The sequence below is a fragment of the Streptomyces sp. RerS4 genome (assembly GCF_023515955.1).
GTDB lineage: Bacteria > Actinomycetota > Actinomycetes > Streptomycetales > Streptomycetaceae > Streptomyces.
In genome coordinates this window covers 4,257,473-4,284,117 of sequence record NZ_CP097322.1, presented here as the reverse complement: position 1 = coordinate 4,284,117, position 26,645 = coordinate 4,257,473, and the positions used below count along the sequence as shown (strand labels likewise).

The 26,645-nt window shown below is 69.5% G+C and carries 22 protein-coding genes, 1 tRNA gene and 1 pseudogene; 8 read left to right on the top strand and 16 right to left on the bottom strand.

The genetic code is table 11. From position 1 onward, the window contains the following. The first annotated feature begins 3 nt into the window (after positions 1-3). The 6 genes and pseudogenes from M4D82_RS19925 to M4D82_RS19900 form a co-directional block, all read left to right on the top strand. Complete coding sequence (locus tag M4D82_RS19925; protein WP_249771976.1) at positions 4-1,416, top strand: putative type IV secretion/conjugal transfer ATPase; 1,413 nt, start codon at positions 4-6, stop codon at positions 1,414-1,416. 14 nt (positions 1,417-1,430) lie between these two features. Beyond that, entirely contained in the window at positions 1,431-3,197 is a 1,767-nt protein-coding gene (locus tag M4D82_RS19920; protein ID WP_249767336.1) for a type IV secretory system conjugative DNA transfer family protein, read from the top strand. Then, the gene (locus M4D82_RS19915) at positions 3,194-3,592 is read left to right on the top strand and encodes a DUF4913 domain-containing protein (protein WP_249767335.1); all 399 of its coding nucleotides are present in this window, start codon (positions 3,194-3,196) and stop codon (positions 3,590-3,592) included. The genes M4D82_RS19920 and M4D82_RS19915 overlap by 4 nt, the downstream gene beginning before the upstream one ends. Before the next feature lie 40 nt (positions 3,593-3,632). Next, positions 3,633-5,039, top strand: a complete 1,407-nt coding sequence (locus M4D82_RS19910) for a hypothetical protein (RefSeq protein WP_249767334.1) — start codon at positions 3,633-3,635, stop codon at positions 5,037-5,039. Positions 5,040-5,054: 15 nt separating this feature from the next. Beyond that, positions 5,055-5,498, top strand: coding sequence for a hypothetical protein (locus tag M4D82_RS19905; protein ID WP_249767333.1), 444 nt, complete (start codon positions 5,055-5,057; stop codon positions 5,496-5,498). After that, positions 5,495-6,295, top strand: a pseudogene (locus tag M4D82_RS19900) (tetrahydrofolate dehydrogenase/cyclohydrolase catalytic domain-containing protein); the annotation flags it as partial. The gene M4D82_RS19905 and the pseudogene M4D82_RS19900, both read left to right, overlap by 4 nt. A 433-nt stretch (positions 6,296-6,728) precedes the next feature. Here the strand turns inward: M4D82_RS19900 and M4D82_RS19895 are convergent. The 9 genes from M4D82_RS19895 to M4D82_RS19855 all read right to left on the bottom strand — a co-directional run bounded on the left by M4D82_RS19895 (position 6,729) and on the right by M4D82_RS19855 (position 19,068). Next, on the bottom strand, positions 6,729-10,628 hold the full coding sequence (locus tag M4D82_RS19895; protein ID WP_249767332.1) for a DNA-directed RNA polymerase subunit beta': 3,900 nt from the start codon (positions 10,626-10,628) through the stop codon (positions 6,729-6,731). Between the two features lie 96 nt (positions 10,629-10,724). Continuing rightward, a complete protein-coding gene (gene rpoB / locus M4D82_RS19890; protein ID WP_249767331.1) occupies positions 10,725-14,207 on the bottom strand; it encodes a DNA-directed RNA polymerase subunit beta in 3,483 nt (1,160 codons plus the stop codon). A 595-nt stretch (positions 14,208-14,802) separates the two neighbouring features. Continuing rightward, a complete protein-coding gene (gene rplL, locus M4D82_RS19885) occupies positions 14,803-15,186 on the bottom strand; it encodes a 50S ribosomal protein L7/L12 (protein WP_249767330.1) in 384 nt (127 codons plus the stop codon). 110 nt (positions 15,187-15,296) lie between these two features. Next, positions 15,297-15,827: a 50S ribosomal protein L10 gene (gene rplJ, locus M4D82_RS19880; RefSeq protein ID WP_249767329.1), complete on the bottom strand. Its 531-nt coding sequence runs from the start codon at positions 15,825-15,827 to the stop codon at positions 15,297-15,299. A 373-nt stretch (positions 15,828-16,200) separates the two neighbouring features. Beyond that, positions 16,201-16,929, bottom strand: coding sequence for a 50S ribosomal protein L1 (gene rplA / locus M4D82_RS19875; RefSeq protein WP_249767328.1), 729 nt, complete (start codon positions 16,927-16,929; stop codon positions 16,201-16,203). An 87-nt stretch (positions 16,930-17,016) separates the two neighbouring features. Further along, positions 17,017-17,451 carry a 50S ribosomal protein L11 gene (rplK, locus tag M4D82_RS19870; RefSeq protein WP_249767327.1) on the bottom strand — a complete coding sequence of 145 codons (435 nt, stop codon included), beginning with the start codon at positions 17,449-17,451 and terminating at the stop codon, positions 17,017-17,019. A gap of 165 nt (positions 17,452-17,616) precedes the next feature. Then, positions 17,617-18,525 (bottom strand): transcription termination/antitermination protein NusG, encoded by a 909-nt coding sequence (nusG, locus tag M4D82_RS19865; protein WP_249767326.1) that lies wholly within the window; start codon positions 18,523-18,525, stop codon positions 17,617-17,619. Positions 18,526-18,608: 83 nt separating this feature from the next. Then, on the bottom strand, positions 18,609-18,890 hold the full coding sequence (gene secE / locus M4D82_RS19860; RefSeq protein ID WP_249767325.1) for a preprotein translocase subunit SecE: 282 nt from the start codon (positions 18,888-18,890) through the stop codon (positions 18,609-18,611). A gap of 105 nt (positions 18,891-18,995) precedes the next feature. Next, positions 18,996-19,068, bottom strand: a tRNA-Trp gene (locus M4D82_RS19855). 204 nt (positions 19,069-19,272) lie between these two features. Between M4D82_RS19855 and M4D82_RS19850 the strand changes: the two genes are divergently transcribed. Then, positions 19,273-20,499, top strand: a complete 1,227-nt coding sequence (locus M4D82_RS19850) for a pyridoxal phosphate-dependent aminotransferase (protein WP_249767324.1) — start codon at positions 19,273-19,275, stop codon at positions 20,497-20,499. A 118-nt stretch (positions 20,500-20,617) separates the two neighbouring features. Continuing rightward, a complete protein-coding gene (locus tag M4D82_RS19845; protein WP_249767323.1) occupies positions 20,618-21,670 on the top strand; it encodes an adenosine deaminase in 1,053 nt (350 codons plus the stop codon). Here the strand turns inward: M4D82_RS19845 and M4D82_RS19840 are convergent. The 7 genes from M4D82_RS19840 to rpmG all read right to left on the bottom strand — a co-directional run bounded on the left by M4D82_RS19840 (position 21,558) and on the right by rpmG (position 26,572). Further along, the gene (locus M4D82_RS19840) at positions 21,558-22,076 is read right to left on the bottom strand and encodes a hypothetical protein (protein WP_249767322.1); all 519 of its coding nucleotides are present in this window, start codon (positions 22,074-22,076) and stop codon (positions 21,558-21,560) included. The two genes, M4D82_RS19845 and M4D82_RS19840, sit on opposite strands and share 113 nt — an antisense overlap. 1 nt (position 22,077) lies before the next feature. Continuing rightward, on the bottom strand, positions 22,078-23,133 hold the full coding sequence (locus tag M4D82_RS19835) for a UDP-N-acetylmuramate dehydrogenase (RefSeq protein WP_249767321.1): 1,056 nt from the start codon (positions 23,131-23,133) through the stop codon (positions 22,078-22,080). Positions 23,134-23,217: 84 nt separating this feature from the next. After that, entirely contained in the window at positions 23,218-24,660 is a 1,443-nt protein-coding gene (locus M4D82_RS19830) for a DHA2 family efflux MFS transporter permease subunit (RefSeq protein ID WP_249767320.1), read from the bottom strand. An 87-nt stretch (positions 24,661-24,747) separates the two neighbouring features. Continuing rightward, entirely contained in the window at positions 24,748-25,320 is a 573-nt protein-coding gene (locus tag M4D82_RS19825) for a TetR/AcrR family transcriptional regulator (RefSeq protein WP_249767319.1), read from the bottom strand. Positions 25,321-25,408: 88 nt separating this feature from the next. Beyond that, entirely contained in the window at positions 25,409-25,837 is a 429-nt protein-coding gene (locus M4D82_RS19820) for a MaoC family dehydratase (RefSeq protein ID WP_249767318.1), read from the bottom strand. Between the two features lies 1 nt (position 25,838). Further along, a complete protein-coding gene (locus M4D82_RS19815; RefSeq protein WP_249767317.1) occupies positions 25,839-26,291 on the bottom strand; it encodes a MaoC family dehydratase N-terminal domain-containing protein in 453 nt (150 codons plus the stop codon). A 116-nt stretch (positions 26,292-26,407) separates the two neighbouring features. Continuing rightward, the gene (gene rpmG, locus M4D82_RS19810; protein WP_007265873.1) at positions 26,408-26,572 is read right to left on the bottom strand and encodes a 50S ribosomal protein L33; all 165 of its coding nucleotides are present in this window, start codon (positions 26,570-26,572) and stop codon (positions 26,408-26,410) included. Positions 26,573-26,645 lie beyond the last annotated feature (73 nt).

The window sequence follows — 26,645 nt, the reverse complement described above, 5'->3', positions numbered from 1 at the left end:
CACATGGACCCGCCGTCGATGTGGCGGGCCACGACCGTGCAGGCGTGCGGGCTGTGGCCGTTCGCGGCGGGCTCGGGCGCTCCGATGACGGGGGTGCCGCTGGGCCAGCACCTGCACACGGGTGCGACCGTGTGCGGGGATCCGATCTCGTGGTTCACCCGGGCCCGGTACATCTCCAACCCGTCGCTGTTCATGCTCGGCATGCCGGGCCTGGGCAAGTCCACCCTGGTCAACCGGATGCTGATCGGCATGACGGCGACCGGTGTGGTCCCGCTGGTCCTCGGCGACCTGAAGCCGGACTACGCGGACACCGTACGGGCGCTCGGCGGCCAGGTGATCTCGATCGGGCGCGGCGTCGGCGGCATCAACGTCCTCGATCCGGGCGCGATGGGCGAGGCGGCGGAACGCATCGGCGGGGAGGCCGGGCGGGTGCTCCAGGCGGAGGCCCACGGCCGCGTCCTGAACATGGTGGCGGCGCTGATCACCATCATGCGCGGGCGCCCCATGGACGACCACGAGCAGTCGGTGCTGTCGGCGTGCCTGCACCACCTCAAGGAGCGGTCCACCCCGGGCAAGCCGCCGCTGCTGCCCGACCTCCTGCGGGTCCTCGACGAGGGCCCGGACCGGGTTCGCGCGGTCACCCTGGACCGCGGCAACCAGGAGCGCTACCAGGAGGCCGTCGATCCCCTGCACCGCTCGTTGATCGGCATCCTGGACGGCCCGCTCGGCGACACGTTCGCCACGGAGACCTCGACCCGGATCAACCCGAGCGCGCCCGCCGTGTGCGTGGACATCTCCCGCATCGGTGAGGCCGACACCCAGCTGACGGCCGCCGCGATGCTCGCCGCCTGGTCGGACGGGCTCGGTACGGTCGCGGCCGCGCACGCCCTCGCGGACGCGGGTCTGGCCCCGCAACGCTGGTTCTTCACCGTCCTCGACGAGCTGTGGCGGCCGCTGCGCGCGGCGTCGGGCATCGTGGAGCGCATCGACGCCCTGACCCGTCTGAACCGTTCCCTCGGCCTCGGCGACGCCAAGATCACCCACACCCTGAAGGACGCCGAGGCGCTGGGCAGCGAGGCCGACCGGGCCAAGGCCCGGGGTTTCGTGGAGCGCGCCGGGATGGTGGTGTGCGCGGGGTTGCCTCGTACCGAGATGGAGGAGCTCGGCAAGGTCATCGGCATGTCCGAGCGGGAGATCGACCTGGTGTCGTCCTGGTCCTCGCCGCCCGGCTGGGCCAACCCGACGGCGAACGCCGAGCCGCCCGGTCGGGGCCGGTTCCTGATCAAGGTGGGTGGCCGGCCGGGCATCCCGATCAAGGTGGCCATCACCGACACCGAGAAGAACCTGCACAACACCAACAACCGTTGGACCGAGGCGGACAAGGTGCCGCTGTCGAAGACCGGGGAGGGCCGGTGACGGGGCGGGGGCCGGTGACGGGGCGTACCCCGCGCAGGAAGGGCGGCGGTTCGGCCGAGGACCTCCTGCCCTGGCTGATCGTGGCCGTCGCCGCGGTCGTCTTCGTCGGCTTCCTGTCGGCGTGGCTGGGCGGCACGCTCGGCGCGGCGGCGGCGGGCGCGGGCTGGAATCCGCCCCCGTTCGCCCTGAGCACCCTGGCCACGCTGGTGGGGGACGGTCCGGCGGCGCTGTGGCCGGGGGCGTCCGCCGCCGCGTCGGGCGCCGGGATCGCGGTGACGTTCGGCGTGCTGCTGGGGCTCGTGGTGGCCCTGGTCCTGCTGGTGCGCAAGGGCTTCGGTGGCTCCGACGGCCTCGCCGGCCGCAAGGAGCTCGCCGCGATGCTCCCCAAGGGCGCCGCCGCCCGCGCGCTGGAGCTGCGTCCGAGCCTGAAGAAGCTCACGAGCGGCAAGCTCACCCCCGACGACACCGGCAACCTGCTGGGCAACCTGGAGCCGAACGGCCCCGAACTGCGCTCCAGCTACGAGGACGTGGAGCTGGACCTCATGGCCCCCCGCGCCGGCAAGTCCACCGGCATCGCCGTCCCCCGCGTCCTGCGCGCCCGCGGCAGCGTCCTGCTGACCTCGAACAAGTCGGACGTGTACAGCGTGACCCGCGCCGAACGGGAACGCGTGGGCCAGGTATGGACGTTCGACCCGCAGGGCATCGCGCACACCCCCCGCGCCCTGTGGTGGGACATGCTCGCCGACGCCCGCGACATCGAGGGCGCCCGCCGGCTCGCCGGACACTTCGTCAGCGCGGTCAACGACGACGCCTCCAAGCGGGACTTCTGGATCTCCGCCGCCCAGAACACCCTCACCGCGCTGTTCCACGCCGCGAGCAAGGGCGGCAAGAACGTCGACGAGGTCCTCGGCTGGCTCGCCGACCCCGCCGACCGCACCCCCATCGACCTGCTGCGCGACGCCGGCATGACCGCCCTCGCCGAGCAGCTGCGCGGCACCATCCAGGGCGCCGTCGAGACCCGTGACGGCATCTACGAGACCGCCCGCCAGTGCGTGGCCTGCCTCCTCGACCCCCGCATCGCGGCCTGGGTGACCCCCGACCCGGTGCGCCCCGAGTTCCGGCCCGACCACCACGTCCTGGGCACCGACACCCTCTACCTGCTGTCGAAGGACGGCGGCGGCTCGGCGGCCGGGGTGATCGCGGCCGTCGCCGACTCGGTCCTCCGGGCCGGCGTACGGGCCGCCGAACGCATGGGCGGGCGCCTCGAACCCCCGATGACGGCGGTCCTCGACGAGGCCGCCAACGTCTGCCGGATCTCCGACCTGCCCGACCTGTACTCGCACCTCGGCTCGCGCGGCATCAACATCGTGACGCTGCTCCAGAGCTACCGCCAGGGTTCCCGCGTCTGGGGCGAGGCCGGCATGGACGCCCTCTGGGGCGCGGCCACGATCAAGCTCCTCGGCGCCGGCCTGGACGACGCCGACTTCGTGGAGAAGATCTCCAAGCTGGTCGGCGAGCAGGACGTGAGCACCGTCAGCTACTCCCGCAGCAAGGACGGCCGCAGCCGCTCGACCTCGTACCGGCTGGAGCGGATCCTGCCCGCGGACCGGATCCGGGCCCTGCCCAAGGGCACCGCGCTGCTGATGGCCACCGGTGTCCGCCCCGCCCTGATCCGGCTGCGGCCCTGGTACAAGGAGCCCGGCGCCGACCGCATCGCGGCGGCGGCGCAGGCCGAGGTCCAGGCCATCACGGCCCGCGCGGCCCGGGAGGCACTGCGATGACCGCATCCGCCGAGGAGGCCATGTCCACCGGGGAGGCCACGCCGCCGCTCTTCATCCTCTACCTGGACGGCGAGGAGTACGACGAGGAGCTGCGCCTGCTCGTCACCTGGGTGCACGCGCTCCTGCTGCCCGTCTACGGCCGCGAGGTCGGCTCGTCCTCGCCGTGGTGCCCGCGCTGGTGGGAGCACCTGGAGGCGGTGGCCCGGCTGCACGGCCTGTGGCTGGCCTGGCAGGAGCTGACCGATCCGACGGCCGGACCGAGCGGGCCGGCCCTGTGGCACCGCGACCACCTGGGCGCGGTCATGGGCGAGCTGCGCAGCCCCTCGGGCCCGTTCGCCGGGTGCAAGGAGGGGTCCCACCGGGCCAAGGCCGCGCCGGTGGTGGAGACGTTCTGATCGTTCCGATCTCACCTGCCTCGCGGAAGGAAGAACAGCTGTGCGCATGCAGCGGATGAACAAGGCCGTGGTCGCGGCCGCGCTCTCGGGAGCGTTACTGGCCGGGTGCGGCGACGGCTCGCCGGCCCCCGCCCAGGGCGACGGGAAGGGCGACGGAAAGGCGTCCTCGGCCCCGTCGCCCACCCCCCAGGGCCCCACGGTCCTGCTGTCCGTCCCCCCGGCCTACGCGGCCGACAAGGGCTGGCAGCAGCAGCTCGCCTGGATGCCGGCGAAGTACTCCTCGAAGCCGCCGGTGGCCATCGGCGCCCACTCGGACGTCGTCGCCTACGTGACGGTCGCCGAGGACGGCTACACCGCCCAGGTCCGCCAGGCGTCCACCGGCCGGATCCTCTTCACGGGCAAGCCCTGGCAGCCCCCCACCCCCCTGTCCGAGGCCGGGCGTTCCGGGTACGAGGGCGACCGGGTGGAGCTGCCGTCGGTGTCGACCGCGTACCAGGACGGCCGCGAGTACGTCGTCCTGTGGGCCCACGGCGTCACCGGCGGCGACGCCCTCACCCAGGGCAAGGAGGTCGTCCGCCTGGCGGTGTACCCGGCGGACGCCTCCGGGGAGGCGGTGGCGCCGCTGCGGGAGATCGACGTCCCCCTCAAGACGTACGGCGCGAACACCGGCGACGAGGAGAACGACCTCCGCGTCGAGGACCTCGGCGGCGGCCTCCAGGTCCGCTGGAACGGCCCGCCCCTCACCGGTGGCAACGCGCACGGCGCCGTGGCCGTCGACCTGGCCACCGGCACCCTCGACGTGTGCGCCGACTCCTGCGCCAAGGGCATCGGGCGCGTCAGGACGGGCAAGGGCTGGCTCGTCACCGAACACCTGGCCAAGGGCTTCGGGGTGCCCGGCGCCTGGTCGGTCCTCAAGACCGCACCGCCCGGAACGGCTCCCGAGCGCTACAGCAGCGACGGCCTGTTCCAGTCGGCCGCGCGCGGCCACGTCCTCTCGCGCTGGCACGGCGCGGACGGCGACCAGCTCACCTACCCGACCGTCGCCGTCCACGAGACCGCGACGGGCCGGCTCGAAGCGAGCATGCCCTGCCAGGCGAAACCGTCCGGCGTCGTGACCTCCCCCAACGGCCGCTTCCTCGCCGACGGCACCGCCGCCTTCGACCTCCAGCGCGCCCACGGCACCTGCCTGAGCGCCGGCGCGCAGCTCAAGCAGGACCTGCGGGTGAAGGCCGTCGCCGACAACGGCACCGCCTACGCGGAAGTGGCCGGCGGCGCGGCCGCGGCCCCCGCCACCGCCGAGGTCGACCTCGCGAGCGGCACCGGCGCGCCCAGGCTCCTGCCGCCCGGCACCGTCGTCCCCGCCTGGACCCTCAAGGACACCGCCGTGTTCCTGACGCCCGGCGCCGGCGGCGGCGGCCTCCTCATCTCCACCCTCAAGCAGAACTGACCCACGGGAACCTTCATGGACCACCAGCAGTTCCAGACCGTCCTGCACTGGCACCACCGCCGCGCCGGAGCCGCCCACGCCCTGCTGCGCGCCTCCTACGACCCGGCGACGCGACAGGCCGTGGCCGTCGTCTCCGAACTCGCCGACAACCCCGACGACCGGGGCATCACCGACGACTTCGCCTCCGTCGCCACCGCCGCCCTGCCCGTCCTGCGCGAGGGCCTCTCCCCCGACATCGCCGCGATCACCTGGATCGCGCACTTCGGCCCGTTCTCCTACGTCGACCCCTCCGGCCCCGAGACCTTCACGGCCCTCACCCTCACCGTCACCGCCGACGGCTACCGCGACGACCTCCAGGGCGATCGGCGCCTGACCGCCGACGAGGTCACCGCCCTCCTCGGCGGCGCCCCGCTCGCCCCCGTCGCGGAGGCCCTCGCCGTACTCGGACACCCCCGATGACCGAGTACGTCTCCGGGCGCGACGTCCTCAGACAGGCCCGCGAGCTCTACGCCCCCTACCGCGAGACCGTCCAACCCCGGGACCACGGCGTCGCGATCATCCGCTTCACCCCGGCCCCGGACGACCCCCCGGACTGGCAGATCCGCCTGGAGGCCTCCCGGGTCTCCGCCGAGCAGAAGGTGAAGGCCTTCGAGCACCTCGGCTACCGGGCGGACCACGTCGTCCTGCCGCCCGACGTCGACCGTGCCCGGTTCGCCGCCGTCCTGGACCACTACAGCCAGGACCCGTCCACCCGGGCGATCATCGTGCAGTTCCCGCCGCCCGCCCACCTGCGGCCGCTCGTGGAACGCATGGACCCGGCCAAGGACATCGACGCCCTCCTCAAGGGCCGCTCGCCCTACCAGGCGTGCGCCACCGCCGAGGGCATCTACCGCGTCGCCGAGCCCTTCGCGCAGGACAACCCGTCGATCGCCGTCGTCGGCAGCCAGGGCTTCGTCGGCCAGGGCGTCGTCGGCCTCCTCCGCGAGAACGGCCACGACCCGATCACCCTCGACTACGGGGACGACCTGCGCCACGTCCGGGACGCCGACATCGTCATCTCGGTCACCGGCAACCCGGGCATCCTCGGCGCCGACCACATCCAGCCCCACCACCGGGTCGTGATCGACTCCGGCTTCGTCCCGCAGGCCGACGGCAGCGTCCTCGGCGACGTCCGCCCCGAGATGTACGGGGTACCGCAGAACCTCACCCCGGTGCCGGGCGGCATCGGCCCGGTCGAGATGGCCACCCTGATGGACCGCATCGTCCGCAAGGAGGTGGACCCGCAGGCCCCCGCCTGGCAGGTCACCCCGGGCCCGTACCAGACCCGCGAACACTTCGCCCCGGCCGCCACGGGCCCGACCCCCACCGGCCCCGCCCCGGCCCCGGCCGCCGGCCAGGCCCGGCCCCGCCCCGCCCCGTCGTGGTCTCCCCGCTCGCCCAGGCCGCCCGGCTCCGCAGCGGCGGCGGCACGGCCCAGGCTCCCGGCACCGCACCCACCGCCGGCGCCCCCGCGGCGCCCCGCCCGGCGATCCGCCCGCAGATCCCGCCCCAACCGGGCAGCCCCACCGGCCCGGGTCGCTGACTCCGGGAAACGCCGGAAACGCCGCAGGGCGGTCACCCTTCCGGGTGACCGCCCTGCGGTTTACTGCCTGACTTCAGCCGTGCTGCGTCCTATGACGACTGACTTCGTCAGCCGTTGTAGGGACCGTAGTCGTAGTCCTCCAGCGGGACAGCCTGGCCGGAGCCGGTGCCGAAGGGCGAGTAGTCGATGTCGTCGTAGCCGACGGCCGAGTACATCGCGGCCTTGGCCTCTTCGGTCGGCTCGACCCGGATGTTGCGGTAGCGGGACAGACCCGTACCCGCCGGGATGAGCTTACCGATGATGACGTTCTCCTTGAGGCCGATGAGGCTGTCGGACTTGGCGTTGATCGCCGCATCCGTCAGGACTCGGGTCGTCTCCTGGAAGGAGGCGGCCGACAGCCAGGATTCCGTCGCCAGCGAGGCCTTGGTGATACCCATCAGCTGCGGACGGCCGGAGGCGGGGTGACCGCCCTCGGTGACCACACGACGGTTCTCGGTCTCGAACTTCGAGCGCTCGACGAGCTCGCCCGGCAGGAGCTCCGCGTCGCCGGACTCGATGATCGTCACGCGGCGCAGCATCTGCCGGATGATGATCTCGATGTGCTTGTCGTGGATCGACACGCCCTGCGAGTTGTAGACCTTCTGGACTTCGCCGACCAGGTGGACCTGGACGGCACGCTGGCCGAGGATGCGCAGCACGTCGTGCGGGTTGGTGGCACCCATGGTGAGCTTCTGGCCCACCTCGACGTGGTCGCCCTCGTGCACGATGACCTTGGCGCGCTTGGAGATCGGGAAGGCCGTCTCCTCGCTGCCGTCGTCGGGCGTGATGACGATCTTCTTCGTCTTCTCGGTCTCCTCGATCCGCACGCGGCCGGCGGCCTCGGAGATCGGGGCGACACCCTTCGGGGTACGGGCCTCGAAGAGCTCGACGACACGCGGCAGACCCTGCGTGATGTCGTCACCGGCCACACCACCGGTGTGGAAGGTACGCATCGTCAGCTGGGTACCGGGCTCACCGATGGACTGGGCGGCGATGATGCCGACCGCCTCACCGATGTCGACCAGCTTGCCGGTGGCCAGCGAGCGGCCGTAGCAGAAGGCACAGGTGCCGACGGCGGACTCACAGGTCAGGACCGAGCGGGTCTTGACCTCCTCGACGCCGTTCGCGATGAGGGCGTCGATGAGCACGTCACCGAGGTCCACGTTCGCCGGCGCGATGACCTTGCCGTCGATGACGACGTCCTCGGCCAGCATGCGGGCGTACACGGAGGTCTCGACGTCGTCCGCCTTGCGGAGGACACCGGTCTCGTCCTTGACACCGATCTTGAGCTTGAGGCCGCGCTCGGTGCCGCAGTCCTCCTCGCGGATGATGACGTCCTGCGAGACGTCCACCAGACGACGGGTGAGGTAACCCGAGTCGGCGGTACGCAGGGCGGTGTCCGCCAGACCCTTACGGGCACCGTGCGTGGAGATGAAGTACTCCAGAACGGTGAGGCCCTCACGGAAGGACGCCTTGATCGGACGCGGGATGGTCTCGTTCTTCGCGTTCGACACCAGACCACGCATACCGGCGATCTGTCGCATCTGCATCATGTTTCCTCGGGCACCCGAGTCAACCATCATGAAGATGGGGTTCGTCTTGGGGAAGTTCGCGTTCATCGCCTCGGCAACCTCGTTGGTCGCCTTGGTCCAGATCGCGATGAGCTCCTGCGTGCGCTCGTCCTTGGTGATCAGACCGCGCTCGTACTGCTTCTGGACCTTCTCGTCCATCGCCTCGTAGCCCGCGACGATGGCCTTCTTGGCCTCGGGCACGACGACGTCGGAGATGGCCACGGTGACGCCCGAACGGGTCGCCCAGTGGAAGCCGGCCGCCTTCAGGTTGTCGAGCGTCGCCGCCACGATGACCTTGGGGTAGCGCTCCGCCAGGTCGTTGACGATCTCGGAGAGCTGCTTCTTGCCCACCGAGTAGTCGACGAACGGGTAGTCCTCGGGCAGCAGCTCGTTGAAGAGCGCGCGACCCAGGGTGGTCTTCAGACGGAAGCTGTCGCCCGGCTGGAACTCCTGCTCACCCTCCTCGGCGACCGGCGGCACCCAGCCACGCGGCGGGATGGTGCCCACCGGGAAGCGGATGTCGACGGACGACTGGAGCGCCAGCTCGCCGGCGTCGAACGCCATGATCGCCTCGGCGGTGGAGCCGAACGCGCGGCCCTCGCCCTTGACGTCACGGAGCTCACCGTCGGTGGTCAGGAAGAACAGACCGAGGACCATGTCCTGGGTCGGCATCGTGACCGGACGGCCGTCGGCCGGCTTGAGGATGTTGTTCGAGGACAGCATCAGGATGCGGGCCTCGGCCTGCGCCTCCGCGGAGAGCGGCAGGTGCACGGCCATCTGGTCACCGTCGAAGTCCGCGTTGAACGCGGTGCAGACGAGCGGGTGGATCTGGATGGCCTTGCCTTCGACCAGCTGGGGCTCGAAGGCCTGGATGCCGAGACGGTGCAGCGTGGGCGCACGGTTCAGCAGCACCGGGTGCTCGGCGATGACCTCTTCGAGCACGTCGTACACGACCGTGCGGCCGCGCTCGACCATGCGCTTCGCCGACTTGATGTTCTGCGCGTGGTTCAGGTCGACCAGGCGCTTCATCACGAACGGCTTGAAGAGCTCCAGCGCCATGGCCTTGGGCAGACCACACTGGTGCAGCTTCAGCTGCGGACCGACGACGATCACGGAACGCGCGGAGTAGTCCACGCGCTTGCCGAGGAGGTTCTGACGGAATCGACCCTGCTTGCCCTTGAGCATGTCGCTCAGGGACTTCAGCGGACGGTTACCGGGACCGGTCACCGGACGACCGCGACGACCGTTGTCGAAGAGGGCGTCCACGGCCTCCTGAAGCATGCGCTTCTCGTTGTTCACGATGATCTCGGGGGCACCGAGGTCGAGGAGACGCTTCAGACGGTTGTTGCGGTTGATCACGCGGCGGTACAGGTCGTTCAGGTCGGAGGTCGCGAAGCGGCCACCGTCCAGCTGCACCATCGGACGCAGGTCCGGCGGGATCACCGGCACGCAGTCGAGCACCATGCCCTTGGGGCTGTTGCTGGTCTGCAGGAACGCGGAGACGACCTTGAGGCGCTTGAGCGCACGGGTCTTCTTCTGGCCCTTGCCGGTACGGATGATCTCGCGGAGGCGCTCGGCCTCCTCCTCCAGGTCGAAGGACTCCAGGCGCTTCTGCAGCGCCGCGGCACCCATCGAACCGTCGAAGTACGTGCCGAAGCGGTCACGCAGCTCGCGGTAGAGGAGCTCGTCGCCCTCCAGGTCCTGGACCTTGAGGTTCTTGAAGCGGTTCCACACCTCGTCGAGGCGGTCGATCTCGCGCTGGGCGCGGTCGCGGAGCTGCTTCATCTCGCGCTCGGCACCTTCGCGCACCTTGCGGCGCACGTCGGCCTTGGCGCCCTCGGCCTCCAGCTCGGCCAGGTCGCTTTCCAGCTTCTTGGCACGGCCTTCGAGGTCCGCGTCACGGCGGTTCTCGATCTGCTGGCGCTCGACGGAGACGTGGGCCTCCAGCGACGGCAGGTCGCGGGTACGGCGCTCGTCGTCGACGAACGTGATCATGTACGCGGCGAAGTAGATGACCTTTTCGAGGTCCTTCGGCGCGAGGTCCAGCAGGTAGCCAAGACGCGACGGAACGCCCTTGAAGTACCAGATGTGGGTGACGGGAGCGGCGAGCTCGATGTGGCCCATCCGCTCACGGCGCACCTTGGCGCGCGTGACCTCGACGCCACAACGCTCACAGATGATGCCCTTGAAGCGGACACGCTTGTACTTGCCGCAGTAGCACTCCCAGTCCCGGGTCGGACCGAAGATCTTCTCGCAGAAGAGTCCGTCCTTCTCGGGCTTGAGGGTGCGGTAGTTGATGGTCTCCGGCTTCTTGACCTCGCCGTGCGACCAGGTTCGGATGTCGTCCGCGGTGGCAAGGCCGATCCGCAGCTCGTCGAAGAAGTTGACGTCGAGCACTGTGCGTCAATCCCTCTTTCGGGGTCGAGTCTCAATCATGGTCTGAACGGTCCCGGGGACGGCCGGGGGATCACGCGGATCCCCCGGCCAGGCCCGTCAGACCTCTTCGACGCTGCTCGGCTCGCGCCGGGACAGGTCGATACCGAGCTCCTCCGCCGCGCGGAAGACGTCCTCGTCGGTGTCGCGCATCTCGATGGACATGCCGTCCGAGGACAGCACCTCCACGTTGAGGCAGAGCGACTGCATTTCCTTGATGAGCACCTTGAAGGACTCGGGAATGCCCGGCTCGGGGATGTTCTCGCCCTTGACGATGGCCTCGTAGACCTTCACGCGGCCGGTCACGTCGTCGGACTTGATCGTCAGGAGTTCCTGGAGTGCGTACGCGGCACCGTATGCCTCAAGCGCCCACACCTCCATCTCACCGAAGCGCTGACCACCGAACTGCGCCTTACCACCCAGCGGCTGCTGCGTGATCATCGAGTACGGACCGGTCGAACGGGCGTGGAGCTTGTCGTCGACCAGGTGGTGCAGCTTGAGGATGTACATGTACCCGACCGAGATCGGGTCCGGGAACGGCTCGCCGGAGCGGCCGTCGAACAGGCGCGCCTTACCGGTCGGGAGCACCATGCGCTCGCCGTCGCGGTTCGGGATGGTGTGCTGGAGCAGGCCGGCCAGCTCGTCCTCGCGGGCACCGTCGAAGACCGGGGTCGCGACGTTGGTGCCGGGGGCGACCTGGTCCGCGCCGATCGCCTGGAGGCGCTGCGCCCACTCGTCCGCGAGGCCGGAGACGTCCCAGCCGCGGCTGGCGAGCCAGCCGAGGTGGATCTCCAGGACCTGTCCCGGGTTCATTCGGGACGGGACACCCAGCGGGTTGAGGATGATGTCGACCGGCGTGCCGTCCTCAAGGAAGGGCATGTCCTCGATCGGAAGGATCTTGGAGATGACACCCTTGTTGCCGTGGCGGCCGGCGAGCTTGTCACCGTCGGTGATCTTGCGCTTCTGGGCGACGTAGACGCGGACCAGCTGGTTCACGCCCGGAGGAAGCTCGTCGCCCTCCTCGCGGTCGAAGACGCGGACACCGATGACCTTGCCGATCTCACCGTGAGGGACCTTGAGCGAGGTGTCACGCACCTCGCGGGCCTTCTCACCGAAGATCGCGCGGAGCAGGCGCTCCTCGGGGGTCAGCTCGGTCTCACCCTTGGGCGTGACCTTGCCGACCAGGATGTCGCCGGCGACGACGTCCGCACCGATGCGGATGATGCCGCGCTCGTCGAGGTCGGCGAGGACCTCCTCGGAGACGTTCGGGATGTCCCGGGTGATCTCCTCGGGGCCCAGCTTGGTGTCACGGGCGTCGACCTCGTGCTCCTCGATGTGGATCGAGGAGAGGACGTCGTCCTGCACGAGGCGCTGCGACAGGATGATCGCGTCCTCGTAGTTGTGACCCTCCCACGGCATGAACGCGACGAGCAGGTTCTTGCCGAGGGCCATCTCGCCCTCTTCGGTCGCCGGACCGTCGGCGAGGACCTGGGCCTCGATGATCCGGTCACCCTCGTTGACGATGACCTTCTGGTTGACCGAGGTGCCCTGGTTCGAGCGGGAGAACTTGGCGACGCGGTACGTGGTGTACGTGCCGTCGTCGTTGGCGACGGTGATGTAGTCGGCCGAGACCTCCTGGACGACACCGTCCTTCTCCGCCTTGATCGAGTCACCGGCGTCGACCGCGCAGCGGTACTCCATGCCGGTGCCGACGAGCGGCGCCTCCGCCTTGATGAGCGGAACGGCCTGGCGCATCATGTTCGCGCCCATGAGGGCACGGTTGGCGTCGTCGTGCTCCAGGAAGGGGATCATCGCGGTGGCGACGGACACCATCTGGCGCGGCGAGACGTCCATGTAGTCCACGTCGGACGGCTCGACGTAGTCGACCTCGCCACCACGCTTGCGGACCAGGACGCGGTTCTCGGTGAAGCGCAGCTCCTCGTCCAGGCGGGCGTTCGCCTGGGCGATGACGAAGCGGTCTTCCTCGTCGGCGGTGACGTAGTCGACCTCGTCGGTGACCTGGCCGTCGACGACCTTGCGGTACGGGGTCTCGATGAAACCGAACGCGTTGACGCGACCGTAGGACGCGAGCGAGCCGATCAGACCGATGTTCGGGCCTTCGGGGGTCTCGATCGGGCACATGCGGCCGTAGTGCGACGGGTGCACGTCACGGACCTCGAAGCCGGCCCGCTCACGGGAGAGACCGCCGGGACCCAGCGCCGAGAGACGACGCTTGTGCGTCAGACCCGACAGCGGGTTGTTCTGGTCCATGAACTGCGACAGCTGGCTGGTGCCGAAGAACTCCTTGATGGAGGCGACGACCGGCCGGATGTTGATCAGGGTCTGCGGCGTGATCGCCTCGACGTCCTGGGTGGTCATGCGCTCGCGCACGACGCGCTCCATACGGGCCAGACCCGTACGGACCTGGTTCTGGATGAGCTCGCCGACGTTGCGCAGACGACGGTTGCCGAAGTGGTCGATGTCGTCGGTCTCGACGACGATCGAACGACCCGACTCACCGATGGTCTCGACCTCGCCCGCGTGGAGCTTCACGAGGTACTTGATCGTCGCGATGATGTCGTCGGTGGTGAGCACACCGGCGTCGAGCGGCTCGTCGGCGCCGAGCTTCTTGTTCACCTTGTAGCGGCCGACCTTGGCGAGGTCGTAGCGCTTCGGGTTGAAGTAGAGGTTCTCCAGCAGCGTCTGAGCGGCCTCGCGGGTCGGCGGTTCGCCCGGACGCAGCTTGCGGTAGATGTCGAGCAGCGCGTCGTCCTGGCCCTGGGTGTGGTCCTTCTCCAGGGTGGCGCGCATGGACTCGTACTCGCCGAACTCCTCAAGGATCTGCTCGGTGGTCCAGCCGAGAGCCTTCAGGAGGACGGTGACGGACTGCTTGCGCTTGCGGTCGATGCGGACACCGACCATGTCGCGCTTGTCGACCTCCATCTCCAGCCAGGCACCCCGGGAAGGGATGATCTTGGCGGAGAAGATGTCCTTGTCGGACGTCTTGTCGATGGAGGAGTCGAAGTAGACACCGGGGGAACGGACGAGCTGCGACACGACGACGCGCTCGGTGCCGTTGATGACGAAGGTGCCCTTGTTGGTCATGAGCGGGAAGTCGCCCATGAAGACCGTCTGAGACTTGATCTCACCGGTCTCGTTGTTCGTGAACTCGGCGGTGACGAAGAGCGGCGCCGCGTACGTGAAGTCGCGCTCCTTGCACTCGTCGACCGAGTTCTTCGCCGGCTCGAACCGGTGGTCGCGGAAGGTCAGCGACATCGACCCGGAGAAGTCCTCGATCGGCGAGATCTCCTCGAAGATCTCTTCAAGACCGGACTTGGTGGGGACGTCCTGTCCACTCTCGAGCGCCGACTCGACGCGAGACTTCCAGGCGGCGTTGCCGAGCAGCCAGTCAAAGCTCTCGGTCTGCAGCGCCAGGAGGTTCGGAACCTCGAGGGGCTCCTTGATCTTTGCAAAGGAGATGCGCAGCGGGGCGGTGCTGGCACCGTTGTTCGTATTGGTCGAGGCGTTGCGCGAGGCGGCCAAGAGGGGGTCCTTCCGAGGGCTCGGACTCACTACGCGCGTACCGGTCCCAGCCGGCACAGAAGACAGGCGCTTCCGATCCGGCCAAAAGACCAGGTCAGGGGCGGTCAGTCAGGTGTGCTCGAACGTGGGCATGCCCCTGGCGACGGGCAGGGGGCAGCTAACAGGCAGCGCAAAGGGTCAGTGTAGCCACTTGGCTCACTGATGTCCAGACCGCGTTTCCGGAAACCGGCAACAGGCCTTCCCCACGTTGTTCCAACCCACACGGTGACCGAGCGACACCGTGTCCAACGTCGCGACTCTCGTACACAGAGCGCGTATCAGTACTGCCCTCTTCGTAGTCGATCCATGCCTCGGATCCCGGATTGAACCGGGCGAGCTGTCCGAGCCTGCGACGGGACTGAGAATTGCGCGCCGTCGGCCGTTCGTCAAGGGCCCGTGCTCCGAGCGGATCATCTCCGGAGCCGACTTCGAGGCAACGATGATCACCCTACTCCCCAACGAGACCAGGGCAAGTCAGGCACTGCGGATACGCCAAAGGGCGACCACCCTTACGGGTGATCGCCCTTTGAAGAGGCCTCAGAGGGCCTCAGAGGTGTTACTTGACCTCGACGCCGGCACCGGCGGCCTTGAGGGCCTCGGCGGCCTTGTCAGCGGCCTCCTTGTTGACCTTCTCGAGGACCGGCTTCGGGGTGCCGTCCACGAGGTCCTTGGCCTCCTTCAGACCCAGGGAGGTCAGCTCACGCACGACCTTGATGACCTGGATCTTCTTGTCGCCGGCGCCGGTGAGGATGACGTCGAACTCGTCCTTCTCCTCGACGGCCTCGGCAACCGGGCCCGCACCGGTGGGGCCGGCAACGGCGACGGCCGCGGCGGCGGTGACGTCGAACTTCTCCTCGAAGGCCTTCACGAACTCGGAGAGCTCGATGAGGGTCATCTCCTCGAACTGGGCGAGGAGGTCGTCCTGAGAGAGCTTCGCCATGATGGGCGATCCTTCCACTAATTCGGCAGGTGCCGGATGTATTGAGAGGCGGGCGTAACGGCCCGCTACGACCCACGCACTAGGCGGCGTGGATCAGTGCGCGAGCCGAATTACTCGGCACCGCCCTGCTCGGCGAGCTTGACGCGAAGCGCTTCCGCGGTGCGGACGAACTTCGACGGCAGCGCCTGGAAGAGCGAGGCAGCCTGGGACTGCTTGCCCTTGAACGCGCCGGCCAGCTTGCTGAGCAGAACCTCGCGGGACTCGAGGTCCGCGAGCTGCTTGATCTCATCGGCGGTCAGTGCCTTGCCGTCAAGGACACCGCCCTTGATGATGAGGTTCGGGTTCTCCTTGGCGAAGTCACGAAGACCCTTCGCCGACTCCACCGGGTCACCGGTGATGAAGGCGGCGCCCGTCGGACCGGTGAACTGGTCGTCGAGCGAGGTGATCCCGGCGTTGTTGGCCGCAATCTTGGTCAGCGTGTTCTTCACCACGGCGTACTGGGCGTTCTCACCGAGCGAACGACGCAGCGTCTTGAGCTGCGCAACGGTGAGACCCCGGTACTCGGTCAGCACAACGGCGTTCGAGCTGCGGAACTGGTCCTCAAGCTCGGCTACCGCAGCAGCCTTGTCGGGCCTTGCCATAGAGCGTCGGCCTCCTTCCGGGTGATGAGGACCGCTCAGAAGGGGCTGGACAAACAAAACGCCCCGGCGCAAGCGCACGGGGCATGGCTCAACCGAAATGAAATTCGGGAACTTTCCACGAACACCTGCGCAGGACGTCCGCTCGCAGCGGATCCTTCGGCCACCGCGTCCCTTGCGGGCACGGCAACGACCAGCGGTCTTTGGCTTCTGGTGAAGCGTACGCGAACCCCCCGACATCAAGCAAATCGCCCCTGGGCGGCGCTCTGAGGCCCCCGTAGACCCCACGCAAAAGCGGCGGGCCCGCCGCCCCATGAGGGGGTGGCGGGCCCGCCGGTGTCACGTCGTGACGGGTGAGCGCTCAGGCTCGGACCACTCAGACGGCAGCCGGGTCTTCCTCGACGAGGAGGTTCCGGGTGCGGTTGGAGTCCAGCTGAATGCCGGGGCCCATCGTGGTGGCCAGAGCGGCCTTCTTGATGTAGCGACCCTTGGCGGCCGACGGCTTCAGACGAACGATCTCGTCCAGCGCGGCGGCGTAGTTCTCGACCAGCTGCTCATCGGTGAAGGAGACCTTGCCGATGATGAAGTGCAGGTTCGAGTGCTTGTCGACGCGGAACTCGATCTTGCCACCCTTGATCTCGGTGACAGCCTTGGCGACGTCCATGGTGACGGTGCCGGTCTTCGGGTTCGGCATGAGACCACGCGGACCGAGCACGCGGCCGAGGCGGCCGACCTTGCCCATGAGGTCCGGGGTCGCCACAACGGCGTCGAACTCGTTGAGGCGGTTGCCCTTGGCGATCTCGTTGATCAGCTCGTCGTCGCCGACGATGTCGGCGCCGGCGGCTTCCGCGGCCGCAGCACGGTCACCGGTCGCGAAGACCAGGACCCGGGCGGTCTTACCGGTGCCGTGCGGGAGGTTCACGGTGCCGCGGACCATCTGGTCGGCCTTGCGCGGGTCGACACCCAGGCGGAAGGCAACCTCGACGGTGGCGTCGAACTTCGTGGTGGAGGTCTCCTTGGCGAGACGGACGGCCTCGAGCGGGGCGTACAGCTTCTCCCGGTCGATCTTGGCGTCCGCAGCGCGGAGAGTCTTGCTGCGCTTCACTTCTGCTCCTGTGTAAGTGCTTCAGGCATGGAGTCGTGGTGCGGACCAGCGCTTGGTCCTACCACTGAGGGACTACGGGGGGCTGGATCAGCCCTCGACCGTGACACCCATCGAACGGGCGGTGCCGGCGATGATCTTCTCGGCGGCGTCGAGGTCGTTCGCGTTGAGGTCGGGCAGCTTGATCGTGGCGATCTCGCGGACCTGGTCACGCGTGAGCTTCGCGACCTTGGTCTTGTGCGGCTCGCCGGAGCCCTTCTCGATGCCCGCGCTCTTCAGGATGAGGCGCGCGGCCGGCGGCGTCTTGGTGATGAAGGTGAAGGAACGGTCCTCGTAGACCGTGATCTCCACCGGCACGACCATGCCACGCTGCGACTCGGTCGCGGCGTTGTAGGCCTTGCAGAACTCCATGATGTTGACGCCGTGCTGACCGAGCGCGGGGCCGACCGGCGGAGCCGGGTTGGCCGCACCGGCCTTGATCTGGAGCTTGATAAGCCCCGTGACCTTCTTCTTCTTGGGAGGCATTGCTCTCTCCGGGTCCTAGTGAGAGTTTTCAGCCGTCCTTCCGGTCATCCGGATGGAGGCATACCGCACCACGATAACGGGTATCGGTGCGGGGCTAAAAACCGAGCAGGTCAGACCGCCCTTTACGGGCTGGTCTGACCTGTTTCGGAAGCGTCGCGCAGAAGATCAGTTCTTCTGGATCTGGTCGAAGCTCAGCTCGACCGGGGTCTCGCGGCCGAAGATCTCCACGAGGCCCTTGACCTTCTTGGAGTCCGGGTTGATCTCGTTGATCGTCGCCTGGAGCGTGGCGAACGGGCCGTCGGTGACGGTGACCGAGTCGCCGACCTCGAAGTCGAGGACCTCGATGGTGCGCTTGACCGCGGGGGCCGGCAGACCGGCTTCCTCGGCGGCCTGCTTGGCGGCCTTCTCCTGCGCCTCGGGGGCGAGCATCTTGACGATCTCGTCGAGGGTCAGCGGGTACGGGTCGTAGGCGTTGCCGACGAAGCCGGTGACGCCGGGGGTGTTGCGGACGACGCCCCAGGACTCGTTCGTCAGATCCATGCGGACGAGAACGTAACCGGGCAGCTTGTTCTGCCGGACGTTCTTGCGCTCGCCGTTCTTGATCTGGACGATCTCTTCCTCGGGCACCTCGGCCTGGTAGATGAACTCCTCGACGTTCAGCGAGACGGCACGCTGCTCCAGGTTCGCCTTCACGCGCTTCTCGTAGCCCGCGTAGGTGTGGATGACGTACCACTCGCCGGGGAGCAGACGCAGCTCGTCGCGCAGGGCCTGGATGGGGTCCACCGGCTCGGCGGGCTCGACCTCGGCGGCCTCTTCGGCCTCGACGTCACCCTCGGCGGCGACCTCGGCGGCCTCGTCGGACTCGATCTCGGCGTCGGCCTCGATCTCGTCGGCGTCCTCGGTGTCCTCGGCGGGCTCGACGTGCAGCGCGGCCTCTTCGGCGGCGTCGCCGGCCTCGGCGTCGGCGAGCTCGGCTTCGTCCGGGTCCACAGCGTCTGCCGCCTCGACGATGTCGAGCTCGTCCTCGACGGACTCGACGGAGTCGTGGCTCGCGTTCAGGTTCGGGTCAGACACGGTGGCTGCTTCTTCCTGGATACAAAAGGTGGTGGAACATGCGAAAACGGGCGGCACCCATCAGGCGCCGCCCTCCGCGGGGATCAGCCGAAGACGAACTTGATGGCTTCCTGGAATCCATAGTCAATCACGGTCACCAGACCGATCATGATGACGACGAACACGATCACCACGGTGGTGTACGTCGTGAGCTGGTTTCGAGTGGGCCAGACGACCTTGCGGAGTTCCGCGACGATCTGGCGGTAGAAAAGCGCGAGACGGCCGACAGGGCCCTTCTTGCCGCGCTTGCCGCCCTTGCGGGCCTTCTTCTCGCGCGTGTCGTCATCGGCGTCAGGCATGTCGATGGAGCCCAGGGCGTCCGTCACGTCTCTCACCTGAATCCGGGTCGTGGCCGTAGCCGCGCCCGGTTGCGCCGCACGGCGTTGCATCGAAGTACGTACCTGCGCACACGTCCGAGAAGGAGTGTGAAGCAGGGCCGGAGGGACTCGAACCCCCAACCGCTGGTTTTGGAGACCAGTGCTCTACCAATTGAGCTACGACCCTTTGCGCTCCCCAACCTACCGCATCCGAGCGAGTGCACGGAGTGCTCACGCTCTGGGGTGGCTGTTGAGGACCAACGACAGGTGAGTGTACGTGCTCCTGGCCCTGACGTCGAACAGGAACCGTTCCGAGCCCCATCCGGACGTGCTTCGTCCGATGACTGAAACGGTGTGCCGCGCCTCTGGGGCGTCTGGGACGATTGGCCGCATGACCTCTGCAACGCCTTCCTCCGAGCGCCGGGTGTCCGCCCGTATCGGCGCCATTTCCGAGTCCGCCACCCTCGCCGTGGACGCCAAGGCCAAGGCCCTCAAGGCCGCCGGACGCCCGGTGATCGGCTTCGGCGCGGGCGAGCCCGACTTCCCGACCCCGGACTACATCGTCGAGGCCGCGGTCGAGGCCTGCCGCAACCCGAAGTACCACCGCTACACGCCGGCCGGGGGCCTGCCCGAGCTGAAGGCAGCGATCGCCGCCAAGACGCTGCGCGACTCCGGCTACGAGGTCGACGCCTCCCAGGTCCTGGTGACCAACGGCGGCAAGCAGGCCATCTACGAGGCCTTCGCCGCGATCCTCGACCCGGGCGACGAGGTCATCGTCCCGGCCCCGTACTGGACCACCTACCCGGAGTCGATCCGCCTCGCCGGCGGTGTCCCGGTCGAGGTCGTCGCCGACGAGACCACCGGCTACCGGGTCTCCGTCGAGCAGCTGGAGGCCGCGCGCACCGACCGCACGAAGGTCGTCCTGTTCGTCTCCCCGTCCAACCCGACCGGTTCGGTCTACAGCGAGGCCGACGCCCGCGCGATCGGCGAGTGGGCCGCCGAGCACGGCCTGTGGGTGCTGACGGACGAGATCTACGAGCACCTCGTCTACGGCGACGCGAAGTTCACCTCGCTCCCGGTGCTGGTCCCGGCCCTGCGCGACAAGTGCATCATCGTGAACGGCGTCGCCAAGACGTACGCGATGACCGGCTGGCGCGTGGGCTGGGTCATCGCCCCGCAGGACGTCATCAAGGCCGCGACCAACCTCCAGTCGCACGCCACGTCCAACGTCTCCAACGTGGCCCAGGTCGCCGCGCTGGCCGCCGTCTCCGGCAACCTGGACGCGGTCGCGGAGATGCGCAAGGCGTTCGACCGCCGCCGCCAGACGATGGTCAAGATGCTGAACGAGATCGACGGCGTCTTCTGCCCGACCCCGGAGGGCGCGTTCTACGCGTACCCCTCGGTCAAGGAGCTGCTCGGCAAGGAGATCCGCGGCAAGCGTCCGCAGACCTCCGTCGAGCTGGCCGCGCTGATCCTGGACGAGGCCGAGGTCGCCGTCGTCCCGGGCGAGGCCTTCGGCACCCCCGGCTACCTCCGCCTCTCCTACGCCCTGGGCGACGAGGACCTGGTGGAGGGCGTGACCCGCATCCAGAACCTCCTGGCCGAGGCGAAGGCCTAGGCCCGACCGGCGGGGCTGGGTACTCCTGGCCCCGCCGGCACCCGCTCACGCGTACGGGCAAGCCCCCGATCGGTAAAACCCCCTCCCGCGGAGCGCGGCGGTACGGCAGGATCACCGAATGCTGGCCCATTCAGGGGGGCACCCCCCGAACCCCCCGCACGCACGCGATCTCGCGCTTCTGCCGAAGGCGCACCTCCACCTGCACTTCACCGGCTCGATGCGCCCCTCGACCCTGCTGGAGCTCGCCGACAAGTACGGCGTCCGGCTGCCCGACGCGCTGACCACCGGCGAGCCGCCCAAGCTCCGCGCCACCGACGAGCGCGGCTGGTTCCGCTTCCAGCGGCTCTACGACGCCGCCCGCAACTGCCTGCGCGAGCCGGAGGACATCCGTCGCCTGGTCCGTGAGGCGGCCGAGGAGGACGTTCGGGACGGCAGCGGCTGGCTGGAGATCCAGGTCGACCCCACCTCGTACGCGCCCCTCCTCGGCGGGATGATCCCGGCCGTCGAGATCATCCTCGACGCCGTGGACGCCGCCTCCCGCGAGACCGGCCTCGGGATGCGGGTGGTCATCGCCGCGAACCGCATGAAGCACCCCCTGGACGCCCGTACGCTCGCCCGCCTGGCCGTCCGCTACGCCGACCGCGGCATCGTCGGTTTCGGGCTCTCCAACGACGAGCGCCGCGGCATGGCCCGTGACTTCGACCGGGCCTTCGCCATCGCCCGTGACGGCGGCCTCCTCGCCGCCCCGCACGGGGGCGAGCTGACGGGGCCGGCGTCCGTCCGTGACTGCCTCGACGACCTGCACGCCTCCCGCATCGGCCACGGCGTCCGGGCCGCCGAGGATCCGCGCCTGCTGAAGCGGCTCGCGGACCGGCAGGTGACCTGCGAGGTCTGCCCGGCGTCGAACGTCGCGCTCGGCGTGTACGAGCGGCCCGAGGACGTTCCGCTGCGCACGCTCTTCGAGGCCGGGGTGCCGATGGCGCTGGGCGCGGACGACCCGCTGCTGTTCGGGTCGCGGCTGGCGGCCCAGTACGAGATCGCCCGCCGCCACCACGCCTTCACGGACGCGGAGCTGGCCGAGTTGGCCCGCCAGTCGGTGCGGGGTTCGGCGGCGCCGCGGGAGGTGCAGGACAAGCTGCTGGCGGGCATCGACCACTGGCTGGGCGGGTGAGCCGCAGGTCCCCCTCGTGGCAGTCGGCGCGCACGCGGTGGCCGTCCGGGAAGCCGATCTCCAGGTGCGTGCGGCCCTGCTCGGGCAGCGCGAACTCGGCGACCGAGGTGACGGTCTCGCCGAGGTGGCGCAGGAACGGGTGGTCCCCGAGGTCCTCGCCGACCTCGACGCGTCCCCACTCCCCCATGTCGTAGGGCTCGTGGGGGGTGGCGGACTCGACGATGAGGCACTGGTCGGACCCGGTGGTGATCCGGATCGAGTCGCCGGCGTCGTCGATCAGCCAGACGTCGAGCGGCGCCTCGGAGCGTTCGCCTTCGCAGATGTGCCAGGACGCGACGACCCGGCTGATCCGGCGTCCCACCAGGCGCGTGGGGTCCGTTCCGGCCCCGTGCAGGGGGCAGTGCATGTCAGAGGCGGACTCCGACCGTCACCGGCTCGTTGACGAGGGTGACGCCGAAGGCCGCGTGCACGCCCGCGACGACCTCGCGGGCCAGGACGAGCAGGTCCTCGGTGGTGGCCTGGCCCCGGTTGGTGAGGGCGAGGGTGTGCTTGGTGGAGATGCGGGCGGGGCCGGTGCCGTAGCCCTTGGTGAAGCCGGCCTTGTCGATGAGCCAGGCGGCGCTGGTCTTCGTACGGCCATCGCCGGCCGGGTAGGCGGGCGGGGCGGTGTCGGGGCCGAGGCGGTCCTGGACGCGGGCGAGGAAGGCGGCGTAGGCCTCGTCGGTCAGGATCGGGTTGTGGAAGAAGGAGCCGGCGGACCAGGTGTCGTGGTCGGCGGGGTCGAGGACCATGCCCTTGCCGGCGCGCAGGCCCAGGACGGTCTCGCGGGCGAGGGCGGCCGGGACGCGGTCGCCGGCCTCGACGCCGAGGGCGCGGGCGGTCTCGGGGTACTTGATGGGGGCGGAGAGCCCGCCGGCGTCCTCCAGGGCGAAGCGGACGCGCAGGACGACGTAGCGGTCGGGCTGGTCCTTGAAGGTGCTGTTGCGGTACCGGAAGGCGCACTCGGCGGCGGTGAGGGTGACCGTCTCGCCGGTGGTGCGGTCGTAGGCGACGACCTCGGTGATGGTGTCGCGGACTTCCTGGCCGTACGCGCCGACGTTCTGGATCGGGGTGGCGCCGGCGGAGCCGGGGATGCCCGCGAGGCATTCGATGCCTGCGAGGCCGGCTTCGACGGTGCGGGTGACGGCGTCGCTCCAGTTCTCGCCGGCGGCGAGTTCCAGGGTGGTGCCGTCGAGGCGGAAGCCGCTGGTGGCGATGCGCAGGGCGGTGCCGTCGAAGCCGCTGTCGCCGATGACCAGGTTGCTGCCGCCGCCGATGATCAGCAGCGGGGTGCCGCTCGCGTCCGCGGCACGGACGGTTTCGACGACCTCGGCGTCGGTGGTCGCGGTGACCAACCGGGTGGCGGGGCCGCCGAGGCGGAAGGTGGTCAGCGGGGCGAGGGGGGCATCGTGGAGTTCCTGCACGGGGACAAGAGTACGGTCCGCCCCCCTCGCATCACGGCGGGGCACTCGCGGTGACCGCGAGCTCGGTGGCCGCGAGCCGCGTGGTCAGGCGGCGGGGACCTTGTCGTGGGCGGCGGCCACGAGGGGGGCCGGCTCGGGGGAAGCGGTGGGCGCGGGCTTCGGCCGGCGGGGCAGGAGAAGGGCCAGGGCGGCGGCGAGGGCGACCACGGCCGCGCCGATCCACAGGGCGGGGATGGTGCCTTCGGTGAAGGTCAGCGGGGTCTCGTAGCCGCCTTGGGCGGCGAAGACGGAGGCGAGGACGGCCACGCCGAGGGCGCCGCCCACCTCGCGCAGGGCGTTGTTGGTGCCGGAGGCCGTGCCCTGGTCGGCGGGGGCCACGGTGGACATCAGCACGTGGTTGGCGGGGGCGAAGTAGAGGGACATGCCCATCCCGCTGAGGACGAGGGCGGGGAGCAGGTCCACGTACGGGACGTCCGTGCCGAGGACCGCCGCGAACCAGCCGAGGCCGATCGCCTGGAGCGTGAGCCCCGCGACGACGACCGGGCGGCCGCCGATGCGGTCGGCGACGATGCCGGCGAGCGGGGCGACGACGATCCCGATGCCGGTCCAGGGCAGCATGCGCAGGCCGGCCTGGGTGGGCGAGTAGCCGGCGACGCCTTGGAGGAACTGGCTGAGCAGGAAGATCGAGCCGAACATGCCGAGGTACATCAGCAGCGAGGCGAGGTTGATCCCGAAGAAGCCCCGGTCGCGGAAGAGGCGCATGGGGAGCATGGGGTTCGCGGCGCGGAAGCCGTGGCGGACGAATCCTGCGACGAGGGCCGTGCCCACGATGAGGGCGGCCAGGACGCGGGCGCTGGTCCAGCCGTGGGCGTTGGCGTTGACCAGGCCGTAGACGATGCCGAAGAGGCCGCCGCTGATGAGGAGCGTGCCGGGGACGTCGAGGCGGGCGCCGGGGCGGGTGGATTCGGCGAGTCGCAGGCGCGCGAGGGGGATCAGGGCCAGGCCGAGGGGGACGTTGACCCAGAAGATCCACTGCCAGGAGATGTGTTCGGTGAGGCTGCCGCCGACGAGCGGGCCACTGGCGACGGCCATCCCGCCGACGGCCCCGTAGATCCCGAGGGCCGTGCCCCGGCGGGCGGCGGGGACGGCGGCGGTGAGCAGGGTGAGCGAGAGGGGCATCATGACGGCCGCGCCGACGCCCTGGACGGCGCGGGCGGCGATCAGGGCGTCGATCCCGGGGGCGAGGGCCGCCGCGGCGGAGGCGGCGGTGAAGACGGCGAGGCCGCCGATGAAGAGCCGGCGGCGCCCGAAGCGGTCGCCGAGGGCGGAGCCGAACATGAGCAGGACGGCGAAGGTGATGGTGTACGCGTTCACCGTCCATTCCAGGTCCTCCAGCGCGCCGCCGAGGTCGGCGCGGATGGCGGGGAGGGCGGTGGTGACGACGAGGTTGTCGAGGGCGGCCATGAAGCTCGCGGCGCCGGTGAGCACGAGTGCCCACACGGCGGGTCCCCTGAGTGTCCGGTCCATGTGTACGGTCCCCCTGAGTCTTGTTGTTAGTTATTGCTGACTAACTTTCTTGGACAGAAAAAAGCGCCGGCCGGGCGCACGCGCGCCTCACTCCGACTTCTCGGGCCGATCCGGCCCCTCCGACGGGTAGAACCCGTCCCAGATGCGGTGGCCGGCCGGGAAGCCCATCGCGGAGAGCGTGTTGATGAGCATGCCGAAGGCCATGAACTCGGTGGTCTCCCGAACGTCGCCGCCGAGCGGCAGCGCGACGGTGTCCCACAGCTCCAGCCAGCCGGTCCGTACGAGCTCACCGAGCTCGTGGTCCCCGGCGGCCTCGGCGGCGGCGACGGTGACGTACATCTGGAGCTGCATCTGGAGCACGTGGGGGTCTTCGGCGATCAACCGCGCGTAGGCGTCGGCCATCGCACCGCGCGCCTCCTCCCCCTCCAGCCCCTCGGCCGCCCGGGTGAACACCTCGCGGGTGGTCTCGATGCAGCGGGCGGCGGCGGCGAGGAAGATCGCCTGCTTGCCGGGGAAGAGCCGGAAGAGGTACGGCTGCGACACCCCGACGCGCTTGGCGATCGCCTCGGTGGAGGTCCCGTAGTACCCGCCCCGCGCGAACTCGCGCACGGCGGCCCGGATGACGCTCTCGCGTCGCTCCTCCGCACTCATCCTTGCCATGGACACGAAGTTAGTACTCAATCACTAACTACGTCAAGCAGAGCGCGGCGCCTCTTCCCGGCCGGCCGGGGAGAGGCGCCGCGGCCGCTCAGGCCAGCTGGACCACCGCGCGGGACATGCCGAGGACCTTCTGGCCCGCGCTCATGGCCGTCAGGTCGACGCGCACGCGGTTGCCGTCGAGCTTGGCGGCGACCTTCGCGGAGACCTCGATGCGCGCGCCCTCGTCGTCGTTCGGGACGACGACCGGCTTGGTGAAGCGGACTCCGTACTCGACGACCGCGCCCGGGTCGCCCGTCCAGTCGGTGACGACACGGATCGCCTCGGCCATGGTGAACATGCCGTGCGCGATCACGTCCGGCAGCCCGACCTCCTTGGCGAACTTCTCGTTCCAGTGGATCGGGTTGAAGTCTCCCGACGCACCGGCGTAGCGGACGAGCGTGGCGCGCGTCACGGGGAAGGACCGGGCCGGCAGCTCGGTGCCGACCTCGACGTCTGCGTACTGGATCTGCGCGGTCATCTCAGGCCTCCTCGGGGGCGCGGGACACGAGCTTGGTCCACGCCGTGACGACGTGCTCGCCGGATTCGTCGTGGACCTCGCCGCGGATGTCGACGATGTCGTTGCCGGCGAGGGACTTCACGGCCTCGATGGTGGAGGTCACGGTGAGCCGGTCACCGGCCCGCACGGGGCGGACGTAGGAGAACTTCTGGTCCCCGTGGACGACGCGGCTGTAGTCCAGGCCCAGCTGCGGGTCCTCGACGACCTGGCCCGCGGCCGCGAATGTGATCGCGAACACGAAAGTCGGCGGGGCGATCACGTCCTGGTGACCGAGCGCCTTCGCGGCCTCGGGGTCGGTGTAGGCGGGATTGTCGTCACCCACCGCGACCGCGAATTCGCGGATCTTCTCCCGGCCGACCTCATACGGCTCGGTGGGCGGGTACGTCCGCCCCACGAAGGTCTGGTCGAGGGCCATGGCTCACTACCTCCTGTTGAAGGGACACGAAAGATCCGGTGCGGAAACGACACAAGGCCGCCCCCAATGAAGGGGACGACCTCATGACGGTGCCTATATTCGAGACTTCGCCAGGATCAGCGGGTCTCGCGGTGCGCGGTGTGCGAGTTGCAACGCGGGCAGTGCTTCTTCATCTCCATGCGGTCCGGGTTGTTACGCCGGTTCTTCTTGGTGATGTAGTTCCGCTCCTTGCACTCCACGCAGGCCAGCGTGATCTTCGGGCGGACGTCGGTGGCAGCCACGTGAGTGCTCCTTGACGGACTATGGGACGGATGAACGCATAAAAGAGTAGCCGATCGGGAGACCGACCCCGCA